Origin of the sequence: Demequina sp. NBRC 110057, assembly GCF_002090175.1 — a bacterium.
In the GTDB taxonomy this organism is placed as follows: Bacteria; Actinomycetota; Actinomycetes; order Actinomycetales; family Demequinaceae; genus Demequina.
In genome coordinates this window covers 269,278-282,616 of record NZ_BBRN01000005.1, presented here as the reverse complement: position 1 = coordinate 282,616, position 13,339 = coordinate 269,278, and the positions used below count along the sequence as shown (strand labels likewise).

Sequence of the window (13,339 nt, the reverse complement as noted above, 5' to 3'; positions counted from 1 at the left end):
CCGGCTACCTCGGGGAGCGGGACGAGCCCCCAAGCTCCTCGATCAGCGCGCCGATGCGCCTGGCTCGAGTCTCGGGCCGCTTCGCCTGGTCGATGAGCCGCACATGCTGGCGGCGTTGGCTCACGGTGCGGGCGTCGAAGGCCGCGCGCACCCCGGCGGCGTCGAGCGCCGCCGCCACGTCGCCTGGGACGTCCACGAAACCGGCCGTCGCGTCGAGCGCGACGGAGACGGTGACCGTGGAGCCCACCACCATCCCCGCCGCCTCGCGGTGGGCCTTCGCCACCCCGATGAGGCTGCGCCCCTGCATGCGCGCGATGGCCGTCGACCACGAGTGGCCGGCCACGGTCACGAGCACCCGGGGCCTGGCGCCGCCACCGAGCGCGGCGACCACCGCATCGGGCACCTCGAGGCCGCGCATCTTCTCGTGGGGCTCCACCACTGCCGTGAACTCCATGGTCCTCACGCTAGCGCCGCGCCCGTAGCCTTGCCCCATGGCAGCCGGCGCGACCCTCCACACCTTCGACGTCGCCGTGGCGGATATGGACCGCGGCGTCTACGAGGACCTCGAGCTGCGCGTGGCGCGCCACCCCTCGGAGACGGCAGCGTTCCTCGTGACGCGCATCCTCGCCTACTGCCTCGAGTACCGCGAAGGCATCGCGTTCGGCGAGGGGATCGCCACCACCGACGAGCCCGCCGTCATCGTCCGCGACCTCACCGGCGCCGTCATGGCCTGGATCGAGGTAGGTGCGCCCGAGGCCGACCGCCTTCACTACGGCAGCCGCCTCGCCGAGGAGACCACCGTCTACACGCACCGCGACCCCGCCAAGGTGCTCGCACGATGGGACGGCAAGCGCATCCATCGCCGCGAGGACATCGTGCTGCACTCCCTCGACGGCGCCTTCGTGGACGAGGTGGCGCAGCGCCTGGAGCGGCGCAACCGCCTCACGGTCACCGTCACCGAGCGCCACCTCTACGTCGAGATCAACGGCGACGCGCTCGAGACCCAGGTGGCAGACCACCCGCTCGGGTAGCGCTTCCGCCAGGCGTCACGGTACGAGCCCCTGCCCCTTGCGTGCCCACTATTCAGTGTTACTATCTAGTGGTAGTCAGCAACACTGAGTAGTTGGAGGCGTGCGGTGGGCAAGCAGATGACGGAGATGCTCAAGGGGACTCTCGAGGGCATCGTGCTCGCGCTCCTCGCGGTCAGCCCCGCGTACGGCTACGACATCACGGCGCGGCTGCGGGACCAGGGTTTCACCGACATCGCCGAGGGCACGGTGTACGCGCTCCTCCTGCGCCTCGAGAAGAAGGCGTTCGTCGCCGTCGACAAAGTGCCGTCGGAGAAGGGCCCGCCGCGCAAGGTCTACGCGATCACCCCCGAGGGGCAGCAGTACCTCGACGAGTTCTGGAGGACATGGAGCTTCCTCTCGGACCGACTCTCCCAGCTCCACACGGAAGGCGAGAAGTCATGACCAGGAACTGGATTGAAACCGTCACCGGATCGCTCGAGGACAAGAAGAAGTACCGCGAGTGCAAGGCGCGCAAGGCGGCACTTCCCGCGCCCTACGCGCGCACCGTTGAAGCCGTCGAGCGCTACCTCAACTACGCGGGCGCGATCACCAAGGGCGACGTCCTCGTGCAGATGTACGAGGACCTCATCGTGCTCTTCGAGCAGGCCGCGGCCGATGGCACCGCCGTCCGCGGCATCGTGGGTGACGAGCCCGTCGAGTTCGTCGAGGACTTCCTGCGGGGCTACGAGGACGGCCGATGGGTCGCGAAGGAACGCGCCAGGCTCACCGAGGCGGTCGACGCCGCGGCTCTCGCTCAGGAGCACGACGATGGCGACTGACACCGCCATCCGCGTCGCATCGCTGGCCAAGTCGTACGGCGAGCTCGAGGTGCTGCGCGGGGTGGACCTGACCGTCGCGCGCGGCTCCATCACCGCCCTCTTGGGGGCCAACGGCGCGGGCAAGACCACGCTCGTGAGGATCCTCGCGACCCTGCTGCGGGCCGATGCCGGGGTCGCCGTCATCGACGACATCGACGTCGCGAGCGAGCCGGGCCGGGTGCGAGAGCGGATCAGCCTCACCGGCCAGTTCGCCGCGGTCGACGAGATCCTCACGGGACGCGAGAACCTGGCCCTCGTGGCCAGGCTGCGTCACGTCGAGGCGCCTCGCGACGTAGCGGCTCGGCTCCTCGAGCGCTTCGGCCTGACCGAGGCGGCCGACCGCCGCGCCGGTACCTACTCGGGAGGCATGCGGCGACGGCTCGACATCGCCATGAGCCTCATCGGCGAACCCTCCGTCGTGGTGTTGGACGAGCCGACGACCGGCCTCGACCCGCATGCCCGGCTAGAGGTGTGGGACACCGTGCGCGCGCTCGCTGCGGCCGGCACCACCGTGCTGCTCACCACCCAATACCTGGAGGAGGCGGAACAGTTGGCCCACCAGGTGGCGATCTTGCACGAGGGGCGCATCATCGTCGACGGCACGCTCGCCGACGTGATGGCGCTGGTGCCCCCGGCCACGATCGAGTACGTGGAGCGCCGGCCCAGCCTCGAGGACATCTTCCTCGCCGTCACCGGCGCCGGCACCGCCGGCCCGCACACCACAGGGGAGGAGCGATGACCGCCATCGCCGACACCGCCACGCTTACGGGCCGCAGCCTGAGGCACATCGTCCGCAGCCCCGACACGATCATCACGACGGTCATGATGCCCGTCGCGTTCCTGCTGCTCTTCGTGTACGTCCTGGGCGGCGCGATCGAGGTCGGGACGGACTCCTACGTGACGTACCTCCTGCCGGGCATCCTGGTCATCACGATCGCCTCGAGCGTCTCCTACACGGCCTACCGACTGTTCATGGACCTCAAGGGCGGGATCTTCGAACGCTTCCAGAGCCTGCCCATCGCGAGGTCGGGACCGCTGTGGGCGCATGTGCTGACGACGCTCGTCGCGACGGCCGTGTCCCTCGCGATCGTCGTCGGCGTCGCGTGGGTGATGGGCTTCAGGTCGCCCGCAGGCGTCCTCGACTGGCTCGCCGTCGCGGGGATCTTGGGCCTGCTCACCCTCGCCCTCACGTGGCTCGCGGTGATCCCCGGACTCACGGCGAGCACCGTCGACGGGGCGAGCGCGTTCGCCTACCCACTGATTCTCCTGCCCTTCGTCAGCTCGGCTTTCGTGCCCACGGCCACCATGCCGGGACCCGTGCGCGTCTTCGCCGAACACCAGCCGGTGACCGTGATCGTCGACGCGCTCCGCGACCTCATGGCGGGCCAGGCGCCGGGATCGGGCCTGTGGGCGGCGCTGGCCTGGTGCGTCGGCATCGCCGTGATCGCGTACGCGGCCGCCATGGCGGTGCATCGGCGCCGCGGCGCGAGGTCGTGACGGGGGAACGCCTGTCCGCCCTCAGAGAATCCCCCTCACGGCCGATGCCGACGCCCGGGTCCCGTTCGTTAGTCTGACGAGGACCGTACCCCTCGAGGAGGACCACATGGCCAGCCCCGTGTTCAGCAGCTCCAACAGCGCCTTCAAGCCCGGAGCGACCATCAACCAGGACGGCTCGACCGTCACCGCCGAGGACCTGCAGTCGCAGTTCGACGCCCCCAGCGCGACGTCCCACGACATGGGTCGCATGACCTACGAGGGTGTCACCACCAAGGCCGCCGGCATGATCGTGCTCGCGTTCATCGCGGCGATCCCCGGCTACCTGTTCCCCTCGACCGCCGGCCTCTTCATCTCTGCCATCGCGGGCATGGTGCTGGGCCTGGTGCTCGCGTTCCAGCGCACCACCAACCCGGTCATGGCACTGATCTACGCGGGCGTGGAGGGCTACTTCCTCGGCTCGCTGTCGATCTACATCGAGACGGGCTTCGACGTCCCCGGTGCCGCCATGCAGGCGCTGCTCGCGACCGCCATCACCTCGGGCGTGTGCCTGTACCTGTACCGCACCGGCAAGGTGCGTTACACGTCCAAGATGCGCAAGATCCTCATCATCGGCGGCATCTCGTACCTCGTCTTCTCCGTCGTCAACATCTTTGTGATGATCTTCGGCGGCACCGACTCCGCCTGGGGCCTGCGTGCCGGCTGGCTCGGTGTGGCGATCGGCCTGCTGGCCGTCGGCCTCGCCTGCATCTCGCTCATCGCGGACTTCGACTTCATCGAGAACGGCGTGAAGCGCGGCCTGCCCCAGCAGTACGAGTGGACCGCGGCCTTCGGCCTTGTCGTCACGCTCGTCTGGATGTACACCGAGTTCCTGCGCCTCATCGCTATCCTCCAAGGACGCGACTGACACCCTGAACGCCTGACCGTCCGACCGCCCGTCGCGTACGGCCCCTCGAGGGCCGCGCGGCGGGCGTCGTCATGTCCGGAGCGATGATGCCCCAGTTCGACCTGCCCCTCTCCGAGCTCGAGACCTACCGACCCGACGTCCGCGAGCCCGCGGACTTCGACGAGTTTTGGGCCGGCACGCTCGCCCAGGCGCGCGAGGTCCCCATGGAACCGCGGATGGCCGATGCCGGGGCCGGGCTTGGCGGCGTCGACATCCAGGACGTCACTTTTCCCGGCTTCGGTGGACAGCCGATTCGCGCCTGGTATGCGCGGCCCCGAGGCGCGGCGGCGGATCTTCCGTGCGTGGTCGAGATTGCCGGGTACGGCGGCGGGCGCGGCCTGCCGATCGAGCACACGCTGTGGCCGTCCGAGGGCATCGCGACCCTGTGGGTCGACTCCCGCGGCCAGGGCTCCGAATGGGGCAACGGCGGACACACCGCCGACGAGGGCGCGACCGGTCCCGCGTCGTCCGGCGTCATGACGCGCGGGATCGAGGACCCCCGCGACCACTACTACCGGCGCATGTTCACCGACGCCGTCCGCGGGGTCGACGCGGCGAGGGTCCTCCCCGGTGTAGACCCGTCGCTGGTGTTCTTCGCCGGTACCTCCCAGGGTGGGGGCGTGGCGCTCGCCGTCTCCGGGCTGGTGCCCGACCTCGCTGGCGTGATGGCCGATGTGCCGTTCCTGTGCCACTTCGAGCGCGCCATCTCCATCACCGACGACTTCCCGTACGGCGAGATCGTCCGTTACCTCGCGGTGCACCGGGACGCGCGCGAACGAGTCCTCGCCACGCTGTCCTACCTGGACGGGGCCAACCACGCGCGCCGCGCCCACGCCCCGCTGCTGACCTCGGCCGCGCTGCGCGATGGCATCTGCCCGCCGTCCACGGTGTTCACCGCGTTCAACCGCTACGGGGAACTGGCCGGGGCCTCGCCCGCCAAGCGCATGGAGGTCTACCCCGACAACGGGCACGAGGGCGGGCAGGGCTTCCAGACCGTGAGACGCCTGGAGTTTGTGCGCTCTATTCTGGGCTGACGCGCCACCCAGGGAGGCCCCGTGACCGAGCAGCAGGCGACATCGGCCGTCGAGGAGGAGCGCCACGCCTCGTGGCCCGAACTGTTCTTCGACCTGGTGGTCGTCGCGGGCGCCGGCCTGCTGGCCCACCTCATCGAGGACGGCGAGGGGTGGTCGAGCCTGTTCCTGTTCGCCGTCGCGTTCGGCGCCTTCTGGATGATCTGGACGTGCTTCACGGCGTACGGAAACGTGCGCGGCGACGCTGCACGGCTGCCCACCTTCCTCGTCGGCATGGCGGTGCTGTCCGTCATGGTCGCCGCGGTCCCCGGCATCCACGAGGGGCACGCGCAGGCCTTCGCGATCGCCTACGTGGTGGGGCGCGTCGCCGCGGCCCGGCCGTGGCACGGCGCGGCGGTCGTGGTGGACCTGCCCGTCATCCAGGCGTTTACCGGGGTGCTGCCGTGGGTCGTCTCGTTCTGGGTCGAGGGCGACGCGAAGTACCTCTGGTGGGCGGCCGGCCTCACCATCGACCTGGTCCAGCTGCTGCGCTCGCGCGAGGAGAGGGTGGTCGAGGAGGCGCAGGAGCGCCTTGACCGGCTCACCGACCGGATGGCGGACCGCGAACGCGGATTCGAGCGCAAGGTTGACCGCCTGGCGGAACTCCACGGAGACGAGGTCCGCGGGCACGAGCGGGTCGAGCGGCGGCGCGGACGCTACGCGCGCCATCAGCGCGAGGTCCCCAGCTCGATCGTGACCCTGCGCACCGACAACGTGCACCTCGCCGAGCGCTTCGGGCTGTTCACTCTGATCCTGCTGGGCGAGGGGCTCATCCAGATGCTCAACGCCGCGTCGGGAGCCGAGTGGGACGCCATGCTCGCGGTGGCGTGGGCGGGCTCCTTCGCCCTGATCGTGGGGCTGTGGAACCTCGCGGTGCGACACGGCAGCGCCGGGGTGGCGCTGCTCGCGCACGGCGTGATCCCGGTGCGCCTGCAGTGGGTCGCCCACCTCGTCACGTCGCTGTCGCTCGTGGCCGTGTCCGCCGCGCTCGGGGTCGTGGTGGCCCATCCCGGCCACGCGCTCGAGGACCACGAGGCGTTCATCGTCGCCGGCGCCCTCGCCCTCTACCTTCTGGCGTCGGCGACCGTTCACGCCGTCGTGGCACGCCGCGGAGGCGGGGCCGATGCCGGGCGCCGGGCCGCGTGGCTCGCGGGAGCGGGCGTCTTCGCGCCCGCCGTCGTGCTGCTGGCGCGGGAGGAACTGTCCGCGGCAGCGGTCGTGTGTGTGCTCGCCGCCGCCGTGGTGATCGTGTCGATCGTTGATAGGCGCGGCCGGCTACGCGTCAGCGACCCGAGTGCCGGGCATGCAGCGCCCGCATCGGCGCCGTGAACTGAGCGACCGGACCCTCGACGGTGACCCGCGGGGCGATCGTGTGGATGGGAAGCGGCTGCACCGGCCCGGGCGCCACGCCGTCCTCCGCACGCCACCGCAGCAGCTGCGCGGTCGAGGTCGCGTAGACGATGCGGCCCAGGCCCACCCACGCGTGCGCGGCCGCGCACATGGCGCAGTGCTCTCCGGAGGTGAACACCGTCGCGGCGGCGCGCTCGTCCACCGTGAGGTGAGCGGCCGCCCACCTCGCCAGCGCGATCTCGGGATGCGCCGTCGGGTCGCCGTCGCCGGTGCGGTTGTGATCCTCCGCGAGGACCTCGCCCGCGCCGGACACCAGCACCGAGCCGAACGGCGCGTGGCCCGCCTCCAGAGCCTCGCCGGCGAGCTGCACGCACCTCGCAAGGTGGCCCAGCTCGCCGGCGCTCAGCTCAGGCTCGCTCATGCCGAGACGTAGGACGCCTGGCAGAACCCGTGGTTGCAGTAGCCGCCGGGGTTCTTGTGGAGGTAACCCTGGTGGTAGTCCTCGGCGTAGTAGAAGACGCCGTCGCCGGCCTCCTGCACGGGCACAATCTGGGTCGTGATCTCGCCGAACCCCTTGTCCGTCAGCGCGGCCTGGTAGCGCTCGCGCGACTGACGCGCCGCCTCCAGCTGCGCGTCGGTGGTGGTGAAGATCGCCGACCTGTACTGGGTGCCGATGTCGCCGCCCTGGCGGTGCAGCGTCGTCGGGTCGTGGTTCTCCCAGAAGCGTCCCAGCAGGGTGTCGACCGAGACCACCTCTGGGTCGAACACCACCATGACGGTCTCGGCGTGGCCCGTCTGCGCGGTGCAGGTCTCGATGTAGGTCGGGTTCGGCGTCCAGCCACCCATGTAGCCCACCGCGGTCGCGTACACGCCCTCCGTCTGCCAGAAGATGCGCTCCGCGCCCCAGAAACAGCCCATGCCCACGTAGAGCACCTCGTGACCCTCGGGCCACGGTCCCTTGAGCGGGCTGCCGAGCACCACGTGACGGTCCGCGACCTCGAGCGCGGCGTCGCGCCCCGGCATCGCCTCGTCCGCGGTGATCATGCGAGTCTTGTCGATTCCCAGCATCTGACTTCCTTTCCTCTAGGCCACACAACGCTGCCTGCCGCGCGGGTGTTCCGCGCGCGCCACGGGGAGATGTCCGATGCTGGCGCTAGGCTCGCTGCATGGCCGAACGTGAGCATTCTCCCAGGGGTGCGGGTGACGAGGTGACGCGCCGGGTCCCGCTCGGGCTGCGCGTCTCCGCCGCATGGTCCTGGCGACTGATCGTCCTGGGCATCGTGCTGGGCGCGTTCTTCTGGATGTTCACCACCCTGTCGACCATCGCCGTGCCGCTCATCATCGCGCTGCTCATCGCCGCGCCGCTCGAGCGCGTGGTGCACCACCTCGAACGCTGGCACATCCCGCGCGGGCTGGGTGCCGCGCTGTCGATCATCGTCCTGCTCGGCATCGTGTCCTTCCTCCTGGGCGCCGCCTCGACGTCGATCGTCGCCGGCTTCGGCGACCTCAAGGACGCAGCGCTCGAGGGCTTCCAGACCTTCATGGACTGGCTCGCACAGGGTCCCCTCCACATGAGCGAGGACCAGCTCGACCAGATCGTCGACCAGGTCCAGGGCTGGGCCACCGACAACGCCTCCGGCATCGCCAGCGGCGCGCTGGGCGCTGCCTCCACCATCGGCGGGGTCGTCGCGAGCGCCGTGATCGCGCTGTTCGCCCTCTTCTTCTTCCTGCGTGACGGCCGCAAGCTGTGGCTGTGGTCCGCGCGCCTGGCGCCGGGCGAGAGCACTGACCGCGTCGACAAGGCCGGCATCCACGCCTGGAACACGCTGCGCCGCTACACCCAGACCACGGTGTTCGTCGCGTTCGTCGACGCCGTCGGCATCGGCCTCGCCGCGTGGATCCTGGGAGTGCCGCTGGCGCTTCCCATCGCCATCCTGGTCTTCCTGTTCTCCTTCATCCCCATGTTCGGCGCCACTCTGTCCGGCGCCATCGCGTCTCTCGTGGCGCTCGTCGACGGCGGATGGACCACCGCGCTGCTGATGCTGGGAGCCGTGCTGCTCGTCCAGCAGCTCGAGGGCAACGTCCTGTATCCGTGGCTGTTCGGCAAGGCCCTCAGCCTCCACCCGCTGGTGGTGCTGCTCACCATCTCGGCCGGAACCATCACCCTGGGCCTCGTGGGCGCGGTCATCGCGGTCCCGATCGTGTCCTTCTTCTACGCCTTCTCGCGTGCGCTGCGCTCGGAGTACGAGCCGGACGAGGAGGAGGTACCACCCATCACCGCCACGGTCCCCGTCCTCGCCGAACGGTCCCGCCAGATCGTCAACCGCGCCCGCGGCCGCAAGCCGGCCAGCACCACCGAACTTCCCGTCGGCGGCACGCACGAGTCCGACCAGGACGAGGAGCAGCCGCCCACCACCGGCACCATTCGCGTGCGCCGTCCCGAGGAGCGCGACGGGGACGGCCCCGCCTCGTAACGTCATGCAGTGCGCCTACTGGGACGCCGGCGTGTGCCGGTCCTGCACCCTCATCGAGACCCCCTACGCCGCCCAGCTCGACCACAAGCAGGCGGGCGTCGAGGCACTCCTCGCGCCGCTCGCGCCCGGCCTGACCTGGCGGGACCCGGTGGGCTCCGACGAGGCGGGCTTCAGGACCAAGGCGAAGATGGTGGTCGCGGGCACGATCGACGCCCCGACTCTCGGCATCCTCGACGCCGACGGCCTCGGCACCGATCTGCGTCGCTGCGGGCTGTACCCGCCCGCGCTCTCGGCGGCGTTCCCCGTGCTCGCCGAGTTCGTCACTGTCGCGTCACTCGAGCCCTACTCGGTGCCGGAGCGGCGCGGCGAGCTCAAGCACATCCTCGTCACCCTAGCCCCGTCCGGCGGGTTGATGGCGCGGTTCGTCATGCGCTCCACCGAGGCGCTGACCCGGCTCCGCAAGCACCTGCCGTGGCTGATGGAGCGGCTGCCGGCGCTCAGCGTCGTCACGCTCAACGTCCTTCCCGAGCACAAGGCCGTCACCGAGGGCGACCGCGAGATTGTCCTCACCGCCGCCGACACGCTTCCCATGACCGTCAACGGCGTGACCCTCCACCTGGGCCCGCGTAGCTTCTTCCAGACCAACACCGACGTCGCCTCCGCCCTGTACCGGCAGGTGGCCGCGTGGGTCGACGGCGCCGCGCCCGCGTCGCTGTGGGACCTGTACTGCGGCGTGGGCGGGCTTGCGCTTCACTGCCTCGCCCCCGGGCGCCGCGTCACGGGAGTCGAGATCTCCGACGCCGCCATCGAGTCCGCGCGGCTCAGCGCCGCCGAGATGGCCGCGGCCGGCATCGGCGGGGCAACCGAGGCGGCCTTCCTCGCGGCCGATGCCGTGGCGTGGGCCCAGAATCAGGACTCCGCTCCCGAGGCAGTCGTGGTCAACCCTCCGCGTCGCGGGCTGGGGCCCGACCTCGCCGGGTGGCTCGAGCACTCGGGCGCCAAGACAGTCGTCTACTCGAGCTGCAATCCGACAAGCCTTGCGCGCGACCTCGAGGCGATGCCGTCCTACGTGGCCCGCGAGGCGCGGCTGTTCGACATGTTCCCCCACACCGGACACGGAGAGGTGGGCGTCCTGCTCGAGCGCCGCTAGGACGCCCCGAACGCACCGCGGCCCGCCTGCCGAGGGCAGGCGGGCCGCGGTCGCGCGGGTGAGTGTCAGCCGGTGAACGGCTCCACGGAGATCACCTTCACGGGAATCTGGTTGCCGTTGGGCGCGGCGTACGAGGTCTCGTCGCCAGCCTTCTTGCCGATGAGGGCGGAACCGAGCGGCGACTGGGCGGAGAACACGTCGATGTCGGTGCCGCCGGCGACCTCGCGCGAGCCCACCAGGAAGCGCATCTCGCGGCCCATCACGTCGGCGACGACCACGGTGCCGGAGGCGATCTCGTCGGCCGTGGCCGCCTCGCCCACAGTCGCGGTCTCGAGGATGTGGCGCAGCTGCTGGATGCGGGCCTCCTGCTTCGCCTGCTCCTCGCGGGCCGCGTGGTAGCCGCCGTTCTCCTTGAGGTCACCCTCCTGGCGACGCTCGTCGATCTCCTTCGCGATCGCGGCACGGCCCTCGCCGGCAAGATGGTCGTACTCCGCCTGCAGGCGGTCGTAGGCCTCCTGGGTCAGCCAGGTTCCGGGCGTCTCGGTCACGGGTTCCTCCAAGGTGATGAGCGTGAGCGTGGTCAGCGTGACTGGTCAGGCTACCAACAGGCAACGAAAAGGTGAAAGGGCCGGCGCGCTACTGCGCGACCTCGCAGTAGTTCACCTGGGCGCTCGTGGCCTCCTCGACGGTGGTGATGGGGAGGGTGATGCGCTGGCTCGTGCCCTCCGCGGGGTCCACCGTGACCTCGGCGACGCCCACCTCGGCGTAGCTGGTCGACAGCGCGCGCACCTGACAGACGGCGGGCTCGTCGGTGTAGAGGTGCACGTCGAAGGTGATCTCCGCCTGGGTGGGGGAGTCGATCGCGAATCCCACGTCCTGCCATCGCACGGGCTGGTTCGCCTGCGACAGTCCGAACCAGGCGGCGACGGCCGTCAGCGCGGCGACGCCAAGGATCGACAGCACCCATCCGCGGCGGGACAGCCGCGGGCGGCCGGAGGCGACGTCCTCGACGTCGTCGGTTCCTGGGGTGTGCGCTGGCTCGCTCATCATGAGGCAGGATAGTTCACGGAAAGAAGGTGAAAGACAGTGGCAGATTTCTCAGGAGGCCCCGGCTTCGCGGCGTTCGTCGCGACGTTCCTCATGGTTGCCGGCGCCGTGGTGCTGATGCTGTCGCTGTCGCGGCACCTGCGCAAGGTCCGCACGCACCCGCCCGAGGGCGAGGCGACCACGGCATCGGCCGCCGGTGCCGGCGAGACCGCCGCGTCCACGGAGGCCGCCGGCGAGGAGCCCACCGCAGGCAAGGCCTGATCGTCAGGAGACGGTGAACACCACCAGCGCGATCGCCACGTAGTGGCACAGGAATCCCGCGATGGTGAGCGAGTGGAAGATCTCGTGGAAGCCGAAGTACTTCTCTGATCCGCGGGGCCACTTGGTGCCGTAAATCACGGCGCCCACGGTGTAGCACAGGCCGCCGATGACGATCAGCGTCACCACGGCCGCGCCGCCCGCCTCGTAGAACGGGCCCATGAAGCCCACGGCGACCCAGCCGAGCGCCACGTAGAGCGGCACGTACAGCCAGCGCGGCGCGCCGAGCCAGAAGATCCTCAGCAGCAGTCCCACGAGGGCGCCCGTCCAGACGGTGACGAGCACGGCGGTGCGCGTGGTTCCCTCGAGCAGCATGACCGTCAGCGGCGTGTAGGTGCCCGCGATGATGAGGAAGATGTTCGCGTGGTCCATGCGGCGCAGCACAGCCTTCGCCGTGGGGCCCCAGTTGCCGCGGTGGTAGACCGCCGAGGTGCCGAAGAGCATGACCGCCGTCAACGTAAAGATCGCGGTGGACACGCGTCCCGCGAGCGTGGGTGCCCACACGACGAGCACCATTCCGGCGATGAGGGCGAAGGGGGCCGCACCGAGGTGCAGCCAGCCGCGCATCAGCGGCTTCGCTGGGTCAGGCAGGTTCTCGGCCATGAACCTACGTTACCGTAGGTTAGCGGCCCGGAGTACCGTAGGCCTCGGCACCCGGCCACGCGACGAGAGGACGGCGATGGGACTGCGCAGCCTGCTGTACAGGCCCTATGAACGCGACCTTGAGCGCACCCTGCGCACCTCCGGCCAGACCCCGCGCCACATCGGCGTGATCCTCGATGGCAACCGGCGTTGGGCCAAGCAGTCGGGAACGTCGACCGCCGACGGCCACCGCCGCGGCGCCGACAAGATCTCCGAGGTGCTGGGGTGGTCGGAGGAGGCCGGCGTCGAGGTGGTGACGCTGTGGATGCTGTCCACGGACAACCTCGAACGCGACGCCGCCGAGCTCGACGCCCTGCTGGAGATCATCTGCGAGGCGGTCGAGACGCTCGCAGCGGACGGCCGCTGGCGCTTGCAGCACGTGGGTTCCGCCAACCTGCTTCCGGCCGATGCCGCCGCACGCCTGGGGGCGGCGGTGGACCGCACGTCGGGGGCGACGGGGCTGCACGTGAACGTCGCCGTCGGGTACGGCGGCCGCCACGAGATCGCCGATGCCGTTCGCTCCTACCTGCGCGACGCCATCGACGCCGGGCACACGATGGAGCAGGCAGCCGAGTCCTTCTCCGTGGAGCACATCGCCGAGCACCTGTACACGAAGGGCCAGCCCGACCCCGACCTGGTGATCCGCACCTCGGGCGAGCAGCGGCTGTCCGGCTTCCTCATGTGGCAGTCGGCCCACTCCGAGTTCTACTTCTGCGACGCGTACTGGCCCGACTTTCGGCACGTCGACTTCCTGCGTGCCCTGCGCGCGTACTCGCAGCGCGAGCGCCGGCACGGCCGCTGAGCCGCGCGCTCCCGACCCGGCCCCGGCATCGGCCGCCCCGGCGCGGCGCGACGGCGTGTTGCGCCCGCACCAGCGGCGACCCGCCCGGGCGCGGGGCGGATGTGACGAACGTGTGACACGCGGCGTGTCGCTCCTTGACATCCGGGCCCAGGCGTAGC

General features: G+C 70.5%; 18 protein-coding genes. 12 read left to right on the top strand and 6 right to left on the bottom strand.

Features of this window, described 5'->3' with window-relative positions; all coding sequences use genetic code 11:
- Positions 1-4 precede the first annotated feature (4 nt).
- On the bottom strand, positions 5-454 hold the full coding sequence (locus tag B7K26_RS09770; RefSeq protein ID WP_084079005.1) for a YdeI/OmpD-associated family protein: 450 nt from the start codon (positions 452-454) through the stop codon (positions 5-7).
- Between the two features lie 37 nt (positions 455-491).
- On the opposite strand from B7K26_RS09770, the gene B7K26_RS09765 reads away from it, so the two are divergent.
- From B7K26_RS09765 to B7K26_RS09730, 8 genes are all read left to right on the top strand, one after another.
- Positions 492-1,031 (top strand): YaeQ family protein, encoded by a 540-nt coding sequence (locus tag B7K26_RS09765; RefSeq protein ID WP_084079004.1) that lies wholly within the window; start codon positions 492-494, stop codon positions 1,029-1,031.
- A 105-nt stretch (positions 1,032-1,136) separates the two neighbouring features.
- Positions 1,137-1,472: a PadR family transcriptional regulator gene (locus B7K26_RS09760; protein WP_084079003.1), complete on the top strand. Its 336-nt coding sequence runs from the start codon at positions 1,137-1,139 to the stop codon at positions 1,470-1,472.
- The gene (locus B7K26_RS09755; RefSeq protein WP_084079002.1) at positions 1,469-1,849 is read left to right on the top strand and encodes a DUF1048 domain-containing protein; all 381 of its coding nucleotides are present in this window, start codon (positions 1,469-1,471) and stop codon (positions 1,847-1,849) included. Before B7K26_RS09760 ends, B7K26_RS09755 begins: the two co-directional genes overlap by 4 nt.
- Positions 1,839-2,627 (top strand): ABC transporter ATP-binding protein, encoded by a 789-nt coding sequence (locus tag B7K26_RS09750; protein WP_084079001.1) that lies wholly within the window; start codon positions 1,839-1,841, stop codon positions 2,625-2,627. Before B7K26_RS09755 ends, B7K26_RS09750 begins: the two co-directional genes overlap by 11 nt.
- Positions 2,624-3,385: an ABC transporter permease gene (locus B7K26_RS09745; RefSeq protein ID WP_084079000.1), complete on the top strand. Its 762-nt coding sequence runs from the start codon at positions 2,624-2,626 to the stop codon at positions 3,383-3,385. Before B7K26_RS09750 ends, B7K26_RS09745 begins: the two co-directional genes overlap by 4 nt.
- A 106-nt stretch (positions 3,386-3,491) precedes the next feature.
- A complete protein-coding gene (locus B7K26_RS09740; RefSeq protein ID WP_084078999.1) occupies positions 3,492-4,289 on the top strand; it encodes a Bax inhibitor-1/YccA family protein in 798 nt (265 codons plus the stop codon).
- A gap of 86 nt (positions 4,290-4,375) precedes the next feature.
- Positions 4,376-5,362, top strand: coding sequence for an acetylxylan esterase (locus B7K26_RS09735; RefSeq protein ID WP_084079201.1), 987 nt, complete (start codon positions 4,376-4,378; stop codon positions 5,360-5,362).
- 21 nt (positions 5,363-5,383) lie between these two features.
- Complete coding sequence (locus tag B7K26_RS09730) at positions 5,384-6,727, top strand: low temperature requirement protein A (protein ID WP_084078998.1); 1,344 nt, start codon at positions 5,384-5,386, stop codon at positions 6,725-6,727.
- On the opposite strand, the gene B7K26_RS09725 is transcribed toward B7K26_RS09730, so the two are convergent.
- On the bottom strand, positions 6,681-7,169 hold the full coding sequence (locus B7K26_RS09725; RefSeq protein ID WP_084078997.1) for a nucleoside deaminase: 489 nt from the start codon (positions 7,167-7,169) through the stop codon (positions 6,681-6,683). The genes B7K26_RS09730 and B7K26_RS09725 overlap by 47 nt on opposite strands.
- On the bottom strand, positions 7,166-7,816 hold the full coding sequence (msrA, locus tag B7K26_RS09720; protein ID WP_084078996.1) for a peptide-methionine (S)-S-oxide reductase MsrA: 651 nt from the start codon (positions 7,814-7,816) through the stop codon (positions 7,166-7,168). The genes B7K26_RS09725 and msrA overlap by 4 nt, the downstream gene beginning before the upstream one ends.
- Positions 7,817-7,914: 98 nt before the next feature.
- Here msrA and B7K26_RS09715 point away from each other — a divergent pair, with 98 nt between their 5' ends.
- Together B7K26_RS09715 and rlmC are read left to right on the top strand one after the other, a co-directional pair.
- Positions 7,915-9,222 (top strand): AI-2E family transporter, encoded by a 1,308-nt coding sequence (locus B7K26_RS09715; RefSeq protein ID WP_084078995.1) that lies wholly within the window; start codon positions 7,915-7,917, stop codon positions 9,220-9,222.
- A gap of 4 nt (positions 9,223-9,226) precedes the next feature.
- The gene (rlmC, locus tag B7K26_RS09710) at positions 9,227-10,372 is read left to right on the top strand and encodes a 23S rRNA (uracil(747)-C(5))-methyltransferase RlmC (protein ID WP_084078994.1); all 1,146 of its coding nucleotides are present in this window, start codon (positions 9,227-9,229) and stop codon (positions 10,370-10,372) included.
- A gap of 65 nt (positions 10,373-10,437) precedes the next feature.
- Here the strand turns inward: rlmC and greA are convergent, their stop codons facing one another.
- Both greA and B7K26_RS09700 read right to left on the bottom strand, forming a co-directional pair.
- Positions 10,438-10,920 (bottom strand): transcription elongation factor GreA, encoded by a 483-nt coding sequence (greA, locus tag B7K26_RS09705; RefSeq protein ID WP_234998777.1) that lies wholly within the window; start codon positions 10,918-10,920, stop codon positions 10,438-10,440.
- 88 nt (positions 10,921-11,008) lie between these two features.
- Complete coding sequence (locus B7K26_RS09700) at positions 11,009-11,419, bottom strand: DUF4307 domain-containing protein (RefSeq protein ID WP_159449660.1); 411 nt, start codon at positions 11,417-11,419, stop codon at positions 11,009-11,011.
- Between the two features lie 39 nt (positions 11,420-11,458).
- Between B7K26_RS09700 and B7K26_RS09695 the strand changes: the two genes are divergently transcribed.
- Positions 11,459-11,680 carry a hypothetical protein gene (locus B7K26_RS09695; RefSeq protein ID WP_084078991.1) on the top strand — a complete coding sequence of 74 codons (222 nt, stop codon included), beginning with the start codon at positions 11,459-11,461 and terminating at the stop codon, positions 11,678-11,680.
- 3 nt (positions 11,681-11,683) lie between these two features.
- Here B7K26_RS09695 and B7K26_RS09690 read toward each other — a convergent pair whose 3' ends face one another.
- Positions 11,684-12,340 (bottom strand): hemolysin III family protein, encoded by a 657-nt coding sequence (locus B7K26_RS09690; protein ID WP_084078990.1) that lies wholly within the window; start codon positions 12,338-12,340, stop codon positions 11,684-11,686.
- 76 nt (positions 12,341-12,416) lie between these two features.
- Here B7K26_RS09690 and B7K26_RS09685 point away from each other — a divergent pair, with 76 nt between their 5' ends.
- Positions 12,417-13,181 carry an isoprenyl transferase gene (locus B7K26_RS09685; protein WP_084078989.1) on the top strand — a complete coding sequence of 255 codons (765 nt, stop codon included), beginning with the start codon at positions 12,417-12,419 and terminating at the stop codon, positions 13,179-13,181.
- Positions 13,182-13,339 lie beyond the last annotated feature (158 nt).

Excerpts from the sequence above, each read along its gene's own strand:
- B7K26_RS09690 (WP_084078990.1), bottom strand. The coding sequence starts at position 12,340 with ATGGCCGAGAACCTGCCTGACCCAGCGAAGCCGCTGATGCGCGGCTGG.
- B7K26_RS09745 (WP_084079000.1), top strand. The coding sequence starts at position 2,624 with ATGACCGCCATCGCCGACACCGCCACGCTTACGGGCCGCAGCCTGAGG.
- rlmC (WP_084078994.1), top strand. The coding sequence starts at position 9,227 with ATGCAGTGCGCCTACTGGGACGCCGGCGTGTGCCGGTCCTGCACCCTC.
- B7K26_RS09770 (WP_084079005.1), bottom strand. The coding sequence starts at position 454 with ATGGAGTTCACGGCAGTGGTGGAGCCCCACGAGAAGATGCGCGGCCTC.
- B7K26_RS09740 (WP_084078999.1), top strand. The coding sequence starts at position 3,492 with ATGGCCAGCCCCGTGTTCAGCAGCTCCAACAGCGCCTTCAAGCCCGGA.
- B7K26_RS09750 (WP_084079001.1), top strand. The coding sequence starts at position 1,839 with ATGGCGACTGACACCGCCATCCGCGTCGCATCGCTGGCCAAGTCGTAC.
- B7K26_RS09685 (WP_084078989.1), top strand. The coding sequence starts at position 12,417 with ATGGGACTGCGCAGCCTGCTGTACAGGCCCTATGAACGCGACCTTGAG.
- B7K26_RS09715 (WP_084078995.1), top strand. The coding sequence starts at position 7,915 with ATGGCCGAACGTGAGCATTCTCCCAGGGGTGCGGGTGACGAGGTGACG.
- B7K26_RS09765 (WP_084079004.1), top strand. The coding sequence starts at position 492 with ATGGCAGCCGGCGCGACCCTCCACACCTTCGACGTCGCCGTGGCGGAT.
- B7K26_RS09725 (WP_084078997.1), bottom strand. The coding sequence starts at position 7,169 with ATGAGCGAGCCTGAGCTGAGCGCCGGCGAGCTGGGCCACCTTGCGAGG.
- B7K26_RS09735 (WP_084079201.1), top strand. The coding sequence starts at position 4,376 with ATGCCCCAGTTCGACCTGCCCCTCTCCGAGCTCGAGACCTACCGACCC.
- B7K26_RS09755 (WP_084079002.1), top strand. The coding sequence starts at position 1,469 with ATGACCAGGAACTGGATTGAAACCGTCACCGGATCGCTCGAGGACAAG.
- B7K26_RS09700 (WP_159449660.1), bottom strand. The coding sequence starts at position 11,419 with ATGAGCGAGCCAGCGCACACCCCAGGAACCGACGACGTCGAGGACGTC.
- msrA (WP_084078996.1), bottom strand. The coding sequence starts at position 7,816 with ATGCTGGGAATCGACAAGACTCGCATGATCACCGCGGACGAGGCGATG.